At 59.5% G+C, this 12,503-nt stretch carries 14 protein-coding genes; 8 read left to right on the top strand and 6 right to left on the bottom strand.

Annotation, left to right across the window (positions count from 1 at the left end; genetic code table 11):
- Window positions 1-182 precede the first annotated feature (182 nt).
- Window positions 183-596: a large-conductance mechanosensitive channel protein MscL gene (gene mscL, locus AC1Q9F_RS20625; protein ID WP_186546846.1), complete on the top strand. Its 414-nt coding sequence runs from the start codon at window positions 183-185 to the stop codon at window positions 594-596.
- A 32-nt stretch (window positions 597-628) separates the two neighbouring features.
- Here mscL and AC1Q9F_RS20620 read toward each other — a convergent pair whose 3' ends face one another.
- On the bottom strand, window positions 629-1,405 hold the full coding sequence (locus tag AC1Q9F_RS20620) for a ferredoxin--NADP reductase (RefSeq protein WP_492620732.1): 777 nt from the start codon (window positions 1,403-1,405) through the stop codon (window positions 629-631).
- Window positions 1,406-1,713: 308 nt separating this feature from the next.
- On the opposite strand from AC1Q9F_RS20620, the gene AC1Q9F_RS20615 reads away from it, so the two are divergent.
- Together AC1Q9F_RS20615 and AC1Q9F_RS20610 are read left to right on the top strand one after the other, a co-directional pair.
- Window positions 1,714-2,421, top strand: coding sequence for a LuxR C-terminal-related transcriptional regulator (locus AC1Q9F_RS20615; protein WP_492620733.1), 708 nt, complete (start codon window positions 1,714-1,716; stop codon window positions 2,419-2,421).
- Window positions 2,422-2,597: 176 nt separating this feature from the next.
- Window positions 2,598-3,722: a methyltransferase gene (locus AC1Q9F_RS20610; RefSeq protein WP_492620734.1), complete on the top strand. Its 1,125-nt coding sequence runs from the start codon at window positions 2,598-2,600 to the stop codon at window positions 3,720-3,722.
- Between the two features lie 69 nt (window positions 3,723-3,791).
- On the opposite strand, the gene AC1Q9F_RS20605 is transcribed toward AC1Q9F_RS20610, so the two are convergent.
- From AC1Q9F_RS20605 to AC1Q9F_RS20595, 3 genes are read right to left on the bottom strand one after another with little or no spacing between them, the layout of a single operon-like run.
- Window positions 3,792-3,959 (bottom strand): DUF2474 domain-containing protein, encoded by a 168-nt coding sequence (locus AC1Q9F_RS20605; protein WP_007950992.1) that lies wholly within the window; start codon window positions 3,957-3,959, stop codon window positions 3,792-3,794.
- A 57-nt stretch (window positions 3,960-4,016) separates the two neighbouring features.
- Window positions 4,017-5,024 (bottom strand): cytochrome d ubiquinol oxidase subunit II, encoded by a 1,008-nt coding sequence (cydB, locus tag AC1Q9F_RS20600; protein ID WP_085608716.1) that lies wholly within the window; start codon window positions 5,022-5,024, stop codon window positions 4,017-4,019.
- A gap of 3 nt (window positions 5,025-5,027) precedes the next feature.
- Window positions 5,028-6,464, bottom strand: coding sequence for a cytochrome ubiquinol oxidase subunit I (locus tag AC1Q9F_RS20595; protein WP_492620735.1), 1,437 nt, complete (start codon window positions 6,462-6,464; stop codon window positions 5,028-5,030).
- Between the two features lie 400 nt (window positions 6,465-6,864).
- On the opposite strand from AC1Q9F_RS20595, the gene AC1Q9F_RS20590 reads away from it, so the two are divergent.
- From AC1Q9F_RS20590 to AC1Q9F_RS20580, 3 genes are all read left to right on the top strand, one after another.
- Window positions 6,865-8,103: an MFS transporter gene (locus tag AC1Q9F_RS20590; protein WP_492620736.1), complete on the top strand. Its 1,239-nt coding sequence runs from the start codon at window positions 6,865-6,867 to the stop codon at window positions 8,101-8,103.
- A gap of 106 nt (window positions 8,104-8,209) precedes the next feature.
- Window positions 8,210-8,488, top strand: coding sequence for a type II toxin-antitoxin system RelE/ParE family toxin (locus AC1Q9F_RS20585; RefSeq protein WP_207983993.1), 279 nt, complete (start codon window positions 8,210-8,212; stop codon window positions 8,486-8,488).
- Window positions 8,489-8,502: 14 nt separating this feature from the next.
- Window positions 8,503-8,790, top strand: coding sequence for a HigA family addiction module antitoxin (locus AC1Q9F_RS20580; protein WP_045121630.1), 288 nt, complete (start codon window positions 8,503-8,505; stop codon window positions 8,788-8,790).
- A gap of 5 nt (window positions 8,791-8,795) precedes the next feature.
- Here AC1Q9F_RS20580 and AC1Q9F_RS20575 read toward each other — a convergent pair whose 3' ends face one another.
- Window positions 8,796-9,347, bottom strand: a complete 552-nt coding sequence (locus AC1Q9F_RS20575; protein ID WP_492620737.1) for a DJ-1 family glyoxalase III — start codon at window positions 9,345-9,347, stop codon at window positions 8,796-8,798.
- 67 nt (window positions 9,348-9,414) lie between these two features.
- On the bottom strand, window positions 9,415-9,864 hold the full coding sequence (locus AC1Q9F_RS20570) for a DUF4879 domain-containing protein (protein ID WP_492620738.1): 450 nt from the start codon (window positions 9,862-9,864) through the stop codon (window positions 9,415-9,417).
- Window positions 9,865-10,084: 220 nt separating this feature from the next.
- Between AC1Q9F_RS20570 and AC1Q9F_RS20565 the strand changes: the two genes are divergently transcribed.
- Together AC1Q9F_RS20565 and trmA are read left to right on the top strand one after the other, a co-directional pair.
- Entirely contained in the window at window positions 10,085-11,380 is a 1,296-nt protein-coding gene (locus AC1Q9F_RS20565; protein ID WP_007950999.1) for an NCS2 family permease, read from the top strand.
- On the top strand, window positions 11,377-12,456 hold the full coding sequence (gene trmA, locus AC1Q9F_RS20560) for a tRNA (uridine(54)-C5)-methyltransferase TrmA (protein WP_085747690.1): 1,080 nt from the start codon (window positions 11,377-11,379) through the stop codon (window positions 12,454-12,456). The genes AC1Q9F_RS20565 and trmA overlap by 4 nt, the downstream gene beginning before the upstream one ends.
- Window positions 12,457-12,503 lie beyond the last annotated feature (47 nt).

Here is a 12,503-nt window from a genome sequence, read left to right as displayed (position 1 = left end):
TTAATTTTTCTTCAGGATCAGTGGCTTGCAGCGTATTTCGCGCGCAATTAGTGGCACTTTGCAAACTAAATGCGAATTGGTGTGTCGATAAAAACGGGCTTTGTAAGAAGGTGTTACGCGCAGGACGCGTTATGCTGATTTACACTGCGTACACCAAACTCATCTGTAACAAGGAAATAACTATGGGCGTGCTCAGCGAGTTCAAGGCCTTCGCGGTCAAAGGCAATGTGGTCGACATGGCCGTCGGTATCATCATCGGCGCAGCCTTCGGCAAGATCGTTTCGTCGTTTGTCGGCGACGTGATCATGCCGCCAATCGGCCTGCTGATCGGCGGAGTGGATTTCAGTGACCTGGCCATCACGCTGAAAGCCGCCGAGGGCAATGCTCCCGCGGTGATGTTGGCGTACGGCAAATTCATCCAGAGCGTTCTTGACTTCGTGATCGTCGCCTTCGCGATTTTCATGGGCGTCAAAGCCATCAACCGCCTGAAGCGCGAAGAAGCTGTGGCGCCGACCTTGCCGCCGGTACCGACCAAGGAAGAAGAATTGCTGGGCGAAATACGCGATCTGCTAAAGGCCCAGAACAACCGGCCTTGAAGACTGAAACGGCGCCTGAGGGCGCCGTTTTCTTACCAGTAGTTTTCCACCGCCACCTGCCCCGGTCGACGGGTCAGACTCAAGGCCATGCCACGTTGCTTGAGCAACGCCCGGGTGTCATCGATCATCTGCGGATTACCACAGAGCATGACCCGCGAATGCTCCGGGGTCAGTTCGACGCCTGCCACCCTCTCCAGCTCGCCATTCTCGATCAACGTGGTGATGCGCCCGTTGAGGGCACCGGCATACGGCTCGCGAGTGACTACCGGAATGAACTGGAATTTGTGCGCATATTCAGCCAGGTAGTCACGCTGCCTCAGCTCGGCAATCAGCTGTTGATAAGCCAGTTCCCGCTCTTCTCGCACGCTATAGACCAGGATGATTCGTTCAAACTTCTCCCAGACCTCGAAGTCCTGAAGGATCGACAAAAACGGCGCCACGCCCGTGCCTGTGGATAACAGCCAGAGATCGCGGCCATCAATGAAGCGATCCAGCGTCAGATAACCAAAGGCCTGGCGCTCGATCAGCAAGCTATCCCCTGCCTTCAGACGGCTCAGTTCGCTGGTGAACTCACCGCCCGGCACCACGATGGAAAAGAATTCGAGAAACTCGTCGAATGGCGAAGACACCATCGAATAGGCGCGCCACACCGTACTGCCGTCCGCGCGTGTCACGCCAATCCGCGCGAATTGCCCGGCGCGGAAACGGAAACCGGCATCCCGCGTGGTACGCAGGGTGAACAGATTCGGGGTCAGCGGTTGTACATCGAACAATGTCTGGCGGCTGAATTTTTCGCTGCTGGCGGTCATCGATTCACTCCATCAACAATGACCCGATTGTTGCGCATAATTACACAATGGAACACTGACAGTTTGTAATGAAATTCCAAAGTGCCACTAGTTTTAAAACTCTAAAATAATCAACCTGAAAGTCAGAATTTTTTTAAATGACCTCCCACATATAAAGAGTTGTTCAGAGATATTCCAAATAGAGCCACTGTTCAAGAACAAAAAAATCCAAACAGCTTCGTAGGAATCATCCTACACTCGACTCCGTGCCACCCACTTTGGATCCAACATGGCGCCCCCGCGAATTATTATTTTGGAGAACATTCAAAATGGAAAGGTGGAAGGAGTACCAGATAGAACAGCTTACGCGCGCGAAGGAAATAGAGAACGCATTCCCGATTCTGAGAACATTTGCCAATAACATTGGTTTTCAGTTTTGCGGCATTAAAGTCTCGCGGCCAAGCTCCCCGTCATTCAAACCGTTCCATATCAATAACTTCACAATTGCATGGAACGACGAATACGAAAGAAATTACGAAAGTGATGACCCGATAGCAGCCTATTGCGATCGTTCCATGCTGCCGTTTCTCTGGAGCAGGAAAGCCTTCGCGAAGACTCCGCTAATGTGGAGTGCGCTTCAAAATCATGGGATGGAACATGGTTGGTCCCAGTCATATCACGACGAGAAAAATGACCTGTGCTGCACAATCAGCCTGGCCAGAACCCATTGCGAAATTTTTGCTTTGGAGCTGTACAACGAATACGGCGTATTGCAATACGTCTTGCAGCATTTGTGTGCGTTGTTCTTCATTGCATTCCCGCCAATACTGGCCAAACCACCGCCCGTGCGATTGTCCACTCGGGAGCTTGAAATCGTAAGGCTGTGCGCCCTTGGCAAAACATCGTGGGAAATCGGCCAGATCCTGAATATCGCGGAACGGACCGTGAACTATCACACAAAAAACCTGATCATCAAGTTCAACGCCTGCAACAAGATGTCAGCCGTCATCGCCGCCTCCAAGGCCGGATATCTCTAGGCCGCCCTCTTCAACTGCACTGAAATCAGACGAGTATTGCCAACAAAAAAAACGTACCATTTGCAGCCTTCCTGAGTGATGTCGTGATTCTTTCGCGCCGTTGTCCACTCGGTCGGTTCCGCCGCACGACACCCTGGGCCGCGGGATACCCGTCGATTACCTAGAGTCCCCGCCCCATGCCTTTGCTCGATACGCCCTTCGCCCAGCTTGATCTGATCCGCCAGCCCGAACAGCAGAACGAACCGCTGCAAGCCTTCGATGCGGCCGACGAATACCTGCTCAATCATCTGGCCGAACAGAATCTGCCGGCGGATACCCGAGTATTGGTGCTCAACGACAGTTTCGGCGCGCTGGCCATCAGCCTCTTGGGCAAGGTGCAGGTCAGCACCTGCGGTGATTCGTTCCTGGCGTTTCAGGGCCTGGAAAAGAACCTGCTGCGCAATGGTCAGGTGTTTGATGCTCTTCGCGGCATTCCCGCCAGCGAGCCGTTGGTCGGGCCGTTCGACCGGGTGCTGATCCGCGTCCCAAAAACCCTGGCGCTGCTGGAAGAACAACTGATTCGCTTGCAGGGTCAATTGGCACCCGGCGCTCAGGTGGTAGCAGCGGCGATGGTCAAGCATTTACCCCGCGCCGCCGGTGATCTGCTGGAACGCTACATCGGCCCGGTTCAGGCTTCACTGGCCGTGAAAAAAGCCCGACTGCTGATCGCTACGCCCGAGGCCAAAACGCCAGCCGTCTCGCCCTACCCGACCCGCTATCGCCTCGACGAGCCGGCCATCGAACTGCTCAACCACGCCAACGTGTTTTGCCGTGAAGGGCTGGACATCGGCACTCGCGCCTTCCTTCCGCACCTGCCGAAAAACCTTGGCTCGGCACGCGTCGCTGACCTCGGCTGCGGTAACGGCGTACTGGCCATCGCCAGCGCCCTGCAAAACCCCGACGCGCATTACACGCTGGTGGACGAATCGTTCATGGCCGTGCAATCGGCGGCCGAAAACTGGCGCGCGGCGCTGGGTGAACGTGAAGTGATCGTGCGCGCCGGCGACGGTCTGGCCGGGCAGGAAGCGCAATCGCTGGACGTGGTGCTGTGCAACCCGCCGTTCCATCAGCAACAGGTGGTCGGCGACTTCCTCGCCTGGCGCATGTTCCAGCAGGCCCGCGAAGCATTGGTGGTTGGTGGCGCGCTGTACATCGTCGGCAACCGTCACTTGGGTTATCACAGCAAACTGGCGCGGCTGTTCCGGGGTGTCGAGCAAGTCGCGGCAACGCCGAAATTCGTGATTCTCAAGGCGCGCAAATAATCCGGGCAAAAAAAACCCTCCGGTCGGAGGGTCAAAAATCCGTGCCGCAAGGCAGCGGGATGGGAAGTCTCAGTGCGTGGTCAGACCTGCGGCGTTCATGAACATGCGCATCAGGCTGGCGACGATGAACAATGCACCGACGCTGCCGACCCAGATCATGGCCAACCAGCCGAGCCGCTGCCACAGCGGCTTTTTTTCGGCTTCTTCAATGTCGTGCAGGGAATGTTTGCCGGTCATGCTTGCATCCTCCGGTTGAGGGAGATGGCGCCGGGGTCGGCGCCATCGTGATCACCATTAGTGATAACCGTCTTCGTGGGTGACCTTGCCGCGGAACACGTAGTAGCTCCAGAAGGTGTAACCCAGGATGAACGGGATGATGAACAGCGTGCCCACCAGCATGAAGCCCTGACTTTGCGGTGGTGCGGCGGCGTCCCAGATCGAGATCGACGGCGGCACGATGTTCGGCCACAGGCTGATACCCAGACCGCTGTAGCCGAGGAAGATCAGCACCAGGGTCAGCAGGAACGGCATGTAGTTGGCATTACGCGCCACTGCGCGAATCAGACCATACATCGTCACCAGCACCAGAATCGGCACCGGCATGAACCAGAACAGATTCGGCATGCTGAACCAGCGCGTCGCGATTTCCGGATGGGCCAGCGGCGTCCACAGACTGACGACGCCGATCACCGCCAACAGCACGAAGGCCAGAGGGCGCGCCAGGTTATGCATCTGTTCCTGAAGCTTGCCTTCGGTTTTCATGATCAGCCACGTGCAGCCGAGCAAGGCATACGCCACCACCAGCGCGGCACCGCAGAACAGCGTGAACGGCGTCAGCCAGTCCAGTGAACCGCCGGCGTATTGCCGGTTGACCACGGGCAAGCCGTCGATGAACGCGCCAAGCGCCACGCCCTGAAAGAACGTCGCCGCCACCGAACCACCGATGAAGGCCTTATCCCACAGGTGACGCTTGTCATCCTTGGCCTTGAAGCGGAACTCGAACGCCACGCCGCGGAAAATCAGCCCGATCAGCATGAAGATCAGTGGCAGGTACAGCGCCGACAGCACCACCGAATAAGCCAGCGGGAACGCGCCGAACAACGCAGCACCGCCCAGTACCAGCCAGGTTTCATTGCCGTCCCATACCGGGGCGACGGTGTTCATCATTACGTCGCGGTCGGTCTTGCCGGGGATGAACGGGAAGAGAATCCCGATCCCCAGGTCGAAACCGTCCATGACCACGTACATCATGATCCCGAAGATGATGATCACGGCCCAGATCAGCGGAAGATCAATACCCATGACTCAAATCTCCTTGGTCAGGCTGCGGTCGTGTTCGGCGCCATCGTCGTCGGCAGCGGACAACGGACGGGCCGGCGTGCGTTTCTGGCCAGGACCACCGTCGTTGGTTTCCTTGCCTTCGTCGGTCTTCGGCCCTTTGCGCACCAGGCGCATCATGTAGCCCAGACCCGCACCGAACAGCACGAAATACACCACCACGAACATGATCAGCGTGATGCTCATCTGCATGAAACTGTGGTTGGACGACGCATCCGCCGTGCGCATCAGCCCGTAGACCACCCACGGCTGACGACCGATTTCAGTGGTGAACCAGCCCGCCAGGATCGCGATCAGACCGGACGGCCCCATCCACAGCGCCAGGTACAGGAACGGCCGCGAGGTGTAGAGCGTGTCGCGCTTGCGCAGCCACAGGCTCCAGAGGCCGGTGAAGATCATCAGGAAGCCGAGGCCGACCATGATCCGGAACGACCAGAACACGATGGTCGAATTCGGTCGGTCTTCTGGCGGGAATTCCTTGAGCGCCGGGACTTGCTTGTCCAGCGAGTGCGTCAGGATCAGGCTGCCTAGGTACGGGATCTCGACCGCGTATTTGGTTTTCTCTTCCTTCATGTCCGGCCAGCCGAACAGAATCAGCGGCGTCGCCTCATTGCCATGGTTTTCCCAGTGGCCCTCGATCGCGGCAATCTTCGCCGGCTGATGCTTGAGGGTGTTGAGGCCGTGGAAGTCACCGATGACCGCCTGGATCGGCGCAACGATCAACGCCATCCACATCGCCATCGACAGCATGGTGCGGATCGCCGGGTTGTCCTTGCCGCGCAGCAAGTGCCAAGCCGCCGACGAGCCGACGAAGAATGCTGTCGCGACGAACGCGGCAGTGGCCATGTGCATCAGTCGATACGGGAACGACGGGTTGAAGATGATTGCCAGCCAGTCGGTTGGAATGACCTGACCGTTGACGATCTCGAAGCCCTGCGGGGTCTGCATCCAGCTGTTGGAGGCGAGAATCCAGAAGGTCGAAATCAGCGTGCCGATGGCCACCATTACCGTGGAGAAAAAGTGCAGCTTGCGCCCGACCTTGTTCCAGCCGAACAGCATCACGCCAAGGAAACCTGCTTCGAGGAAGAACGCCGTAAGCACTTCATACGTCAGCAACGGCCCGGTGACGGAACCGGCGAAGTCCGAAAAGCGACTCCAGTTGGTGCCGAACTGGTAGGCCATGACCAGCCCCGAGACCACACCCATGCCGAAGTTGACGGCAAAGATCTTCGACCAAAAATGGTAGAGGTCACGGTAAGTGTCGTTGTGGGTTTTCAGCCACAGGCCTTCAAGAACCGCGAGATAGCTCGCAAGACCGATGGTAATCGCCGGGAACAGGATGTGGAACGAGATGGTGAACGCGAACTGAATTCGGGCGAGATCTAGTGCCTCTAAACCGAACATAAGCTTTCCTCTATCAGATAACGGTTCCAAGACTGGCGGCCTTGGACCACTGCCCCCACGGGTATGGAGTGCGGCGAACTCGGATTCGTTCTTCTTTTTACAGGCATCGCGACGCAGGGAGTCTGCCGACGGATCCCTGATCAGTTCCGGGAAGGGTCTTGATCTGGATCAATCAACGTTGAAAGAGTAGTCCCATTTCCGACGGGGAACCGCGTGGTCTTTTGCCGCGTGACAAGTTGCCTCACAGTCCTGGCAACGCCCTGAAATACATCGGTGGCCGAGTTCGGTGTCCGGGCGCGGAAAAATCGATGTCTGGCTAACTAAATTTTTTGTCATAGCAACTTCCTGTTACAGACTGGTGATAATCTCGCGGTTCCCCTCGATCAAGACCGGCCCGCAAATGCCCAGCCAAGAGCCCTTGCTGTTACATCATCACCGTCCTTTTCTTGCGTTCTGGTTTGCCCGGATTTTCACCGCCAGCGGTTTTCAGATGCTCACCGTGGCGATCGGCTGGAATCTCTATCAACTGACCGGCAACGTGCTCGACCTGGGTCTGGTCGGTCTGGTGGAATTCGCTCCACGCGTACTGTTCATGCTGCACACCGGCCATGTTGCCGATCGCTACGACCGGCGCAAGGTCGCGGCGATCTGTCAGTCGTTGCAGGCCTTGATCGCCCTGGCACTGGCCATCGGCAGCGCCACCGACCATGTCACCCGGGAAATGATCTTTATCCTGGCGTTCCTGCTGGGTGCCGCGCGCTCGTTCGAAATGCCGACTACCCAGGCGCTGCTGCCTAGCATCGTGCCCAGTGCGCTGTTCCCGCGTGCCGTCGCCGCCGCGCAGTCGGCGCAGCAGTCGGCCACCATCGTCGCCCCGGCGCTCGGCGGTCTGCTCTATGCCTTCGGCAGCGTGTGGGTCTATGGCCCGACGGTCATTCTGTATGTCATCGCCTGCACCCTGATGCTCAACCTGCCTGCACGGCAAACGCCGCTGAACAAAGGTAAGGCGACGCTGGACTCGTTGCTGGCTGGGATTCGTTTCATTCGCAGTCGCCCGGACATTCTCGGGGCGATTTCGCTGGATCTGTTCGCCGTGCTGCTCGGCGGCGCCACCGCGCTGTTGCCGGTGTTCGCCAAGGACATCCTGCTGACCGGGCCGTGGGGGCTGGGGCTACTGCGCTCGGCGCCGGCGGTCGGTGCGTTGATGATGTCGCTGTTCCTGGCGCGGTTTGCCGTTGAGCGAAACGTCGGTCGGGTGATGTTCACTGCCGTCGGCGTGTTCGGCGTGGCCACCATTGCCTTCGGTCTGTCGACCTCGTTCTGGTTCTCCCTGGCGGTGCTGGTGGTGCTCGGTGCGGCGGACATGATCAGCATGGTGATCCGAGCCTCCTTCGTGCAACTGGAAACCCCGGACGAGATGCGCGGCCGGGTCAGCGCGGTGAACGGCCTGTTCATCGGCGCCTCGAACCAGTTGGGCGAATTCGAATCGGGCCTCACCGCCCATTGGTTCGGCACCGTGCCGGCGGTGGTGATGGGCGGGATCGGCACGCTGGTGGTGACCGGGACCTGGATCAAACTGTTCCCGACCCTGGCCAACCGCGACCGGATGCATGTGCCGGTGGAAGAGGTGAAGGCCTGACTGCACGGGTTCCACCAGCGGGGCCATCCCCCAAGCACAAATAGCTCGAAAAGATGCGGTACATAGATACCGCATTGAGTGTAATGTATCGCCTTACACTCGCCGCATGATCAAATCCTTTCAGCACAAAGGCCTTCGCGGCTTCTATGAAACCGGTTCGACTCGCGGGATTCGTGCCGATCACGCTAAACGGCTGTCGCGCATGCTGCAGTTCATGGATCGCGCAGCGGTTCCGGGGGATCTGGACCTTCCCGGTTGGCGTCTGCATCCACTGAAGGGGGAGCTTTGCGAGTACTGGTCGCTCAGTGTGTCCGGGAACTGGCGGGTGATCTTTCGATTTGCAGGTTCGGATATCGAACTGATCGACTATCTGGATTACCACTGACAGGAGGCAGGCTCATGCCCATGCACAACCCGCCACACCCCGGTGAAACACTGCTGATGGACGTATTGCCGGAACTTGGCATCAGCGTTACCGAATTGGCTCGGCATCTGGGATTCGCTCGTCCTCATCTATCTCGCGTCTTGCACGGACATGCGCCGATCAGCCCGGATCTGGCTGTACGACTGGAGCGCGCTGGGATTGGCAAGGCTCGTATGTGGCTAGGCGTTCAAACCGATTACGACCTTTGGCAAGCCGAGCACCGTGAGCAGCCAGCCATTCAACCAATCGCTGCTCACGCCTGAACTTCTCAGGCCAGCAACTCCCCCGCCACTTTCGCTCTGACGGCCTTGCCCGCCAGTTGCTCGACCAGTGTCAGCACAAACGCCAGTGCGGCGCCGGAGCCCTGGGCGGTGATGCAATTGCCGTCGACCACCACCGGTTGATCGACAAAGGTGCAACCGGACAATTGATGGCTGGTTGTGGGCAGGCAGGTCATCCGGCGTTGACGTAATACACCGAAGCTTTGCAGCGCGATCGCCGGGGCTTCGGCGATCGCGGCGAACAGTCGCCCGGCGCTGGCCTGGTCCTTGAGCAACTGTTGCAGAGGCTGGTGCGCGGCAAGGTGTTGCGCGCCGACAGCGCCGCCGGGCAGGACGATCAGGTCGAAGGTCTGGGCCAGCACATCAATGAGCATGCCGTCGGCGGTCAGTCGCGTGCCTCGGGCGCAGGTCAGCATGCGCCGGCCTTCGATGCTGGCCGCCACCACTTCGACGCCAGCGCGGCGCAGCACGTCGATCAGGGTCACGCATTGCAGATCATCGATGCCCTCGGCGAGGGTAATCAGGGCTCTAAAGGTCATGGGCGCCATCCGCTGGGTGATATTCAAAGCGTAGTCAGCTTTGCCCTGCCCCGTTCGGCGACAGCCATTACTTGATGTAAAGCTGGGTCGACATCGTGTTGCGCGGGGCGTTGATGGACGTGTTGCTGAAGGTAAAGGTGCCTTCCTGGCGGGCGACCAGATCGAAGGTGTACAGCGAACCGACCGTCTTCGCGCCTGGCGTGCACTCGGTCAGATTGCCGTTATCGAAGGCACAGACCGGGCTCCGGGTACCATCCACTTCAAAGCCATCCAGTGCTGCGTGAGGCTGGCTCTGGCCGTAACCGATTTCCAGCACGTACACCTTGATGCCCGGCGCGCTGTGATCGCAACGGGTCTGCACCTGGCCATCGGTAATGTCTTCGAGCCCGCAGGACGACGACTGAACCTTGATGACTTTCACCTCGCTCAATGGCGGTGCCGACGCCGCGAGTGCCGCCGGTGCACCGGCTAGCAGCAAGGCCATCAGTCCAGCGGTCTTCATCCAACCCTTGTTCATGCGATCCATCCCCGAAAAAACAGCGCGCAGTATGGCGTACTTGGCCGTGGTGCAAAACTTCGCCGACGATCGACACCAACATCCGCCATCTTCCTCACGCTGCTGGTATGATGCGCGGCTTTTTCCGGCCCACCACAATTTTCCAGGCGCTTGCGACGGTCTGTGCTTTGCTGTTGAGGTCGATACATTCACGGCGCCACGCGCGCCACGGGGAGCAGACATGCTGGAAAGGCTGTTTCAACTCAAGGCACACAACACCAACGTGCGGACCGAGATTCTCGCGGGCGTCACGACCTTCCTGGCCATGGCCTACATTCTGTTCGTCAACCCGAGCATCCTCGGCGAGACCGGCATGGACAAAGGCGCGGTGTTCGTCGCCACGTGCCTGGCAGCCGCCATCGGCTCCACGGTCATGGGCCTGATCGCCAACTACCCGATCGCCCTTGCACCGGGCATGGGCCTGAACGCCTTCTTTACCTACACCGTCGTGCTACACATGGGCCACACCTGGCAAGTGGCGCTGGGCGCGGTGTTCATTTCCGCCGTGTGCTTCTTCCTGCTGTCGATCTTCCGCATCCGTGAATGGATCATCAACAGTATTCCGCTGCCGCTGCGCTCGGCGATTGCTGCCGGTATCGGCCTGTTCCTGGCGCTGATCGCCCTGCACAACGCCGGTATCGTGGTCAGCAACCAGGCGACCATGGTCGGCCTCGGCGACCTGAAACAACCGGCGCCGATCCTCGCCACCCTCGGTTTCGCCCTGATCGTTGCCCTTGAAGCCCTGAAAGTGCGCGGCGCAGTGCTGATCGGCATTCTCGCGGTAACCATCGTCTCGATCGTGATGGGCTTCACCCCGTTCGGCGGCGTGACGTCGATGCCGCCTTCGCTGGCCCCGACCTTCCTGCAACTGGACATCAAGGGCGCTCTGGACATCGGTCTGGTCAGCGTGATCTTCGCCTTCCTGTTCGTCGACCTGTTCGACAACTCCGGCACCCTGATCGGCGTCGCCAAGCGCGCCGGCCTGATGGGCAAGGACGGCCACATGCCGAAAATGGGCCGTGCGCTGATCGCCGACAGTACCGCTGCGATGGCCGGTTCGCTGCTGGGCACCTCGACCACCACCAGCTACATAGAATCCGCTGCGGGCGTGAGTGCCGGCGGCCGCACCGGCCTGACTGCCATCGTCGTCGCGATCCTGTTCCTGCTGGCGCTGTTCTTCTCGCCACTGGCTGCCAGCGTGCCGGCATTCGCCACCGCACCGGCGCTGCTGTTCGTCGCCGTGCTGATGACTTCGGGCCTGGCGGAAATAGACTGGGAAGACATCACCGTCGCCGCGCCGGTCGTGGTCACCGCCCTGGCGATGCCTTTCACCTATTCCATCGCCAACGGCATCGCCTTCGGCTTCATCGCCTGGACTGCGATCAAACTGCTGTCCGGCCGCGCCCGTGAGCTGAACCCGGCGCTGGTGATCCTGTCGATTCTGTTCGTGATCAAGCTGGGTTGGTTCAACGCATGACTTTTGATTCCCAGGCCTACGCCGCACAACTCGAAGACAAGGTCACGCGCCTGCGTGACCTGCTGGCCCCGTTCGATGCACCGGAGCCAACGGTGTTCGACTCGCCGCTGCAGAACTTCCGCCTGCGCGCCGAATTCCGCCTGTGGCGCGAGGGTGGCGAGCGTCACTACGCGATGTTCTCGCAGGATGACAAACGCACGCCGATACTGATCGAAGAGTTTCCGATCGCCAGCCTGCGCATCAACCAGCTGATGCCGCAATTGAAAGCGGCCTGGCAGGCCAGCGCGGCGCTGAGCCACAAGCTGTTCCAGGTGGAGTTTCTGACCACCCTGGCCGGCGACGCGATGATCACCCTGTGCTATCACCGTCCGCTGGACGAACACTGGCACGCGGCGGCGACCAAACTGGCGGCGGATCTGGGCGTCAGCATCATCGGTCGCTCCAAGGGCAAACGCGAAGTACTCGGCCTGGATTACGTGGTCGAGAAACTCGACGTCGGCGGTCGCACATTCAGCTATCGCCAGCCGGAAGGCGCATTCACCCAACCGAACGGCACCGTGAACCAGAAGATGCTCAACTGGGCATACGAAGCGCTGGGCGATCGCAGCGACGATCTGCTGGAGCTGTATTGCGGCAACGGCAACTTCACCCTGCCGCTGGCAACCCGCGTGCGCAAAGTGCTGGCCACCGAAATCAGCAAGACCTCGGTCAACGCCGCGTTGAGCAACCTCGCCGAAAACGCTGTGGATAACGTGACTCTGGTGCGCCTGTCTGCCGAAGAGCTGACCGAAGCCCTGAACGAAGTTCGCCCGTTCCGCCGCCTGCACGGCATCGACCTGAAAAGCTACGAATTCGGTAGCGTGTTCGTCGACCCGCCACGGGCCGGCATGGACCCGGACACCTGCGAACTGACCCGTCGCTTCGACAACATCCTGTACATCTCCTGCAACCCGGAGACCCTGGCGGCCAACATCGCCCAGCTGCACGACACGCACCGCATCACCCGCTGCGCGCTGTTCGACCAGTTCCCGTGGACTCACCACATGGAATCCGGCGTGCTGCTGACCCGACGTTGATCGCAAGTGCCAGAAACAAGAAAGCCGTCCTCACCGACGGCTTTTTT

Source organism: Pseudomonas sp. GW823-FHT04A03 (assembly GCF_058796615.1).
This window is presented reverse-complemented; position numbering and strand designations above follow the sequence as displayed.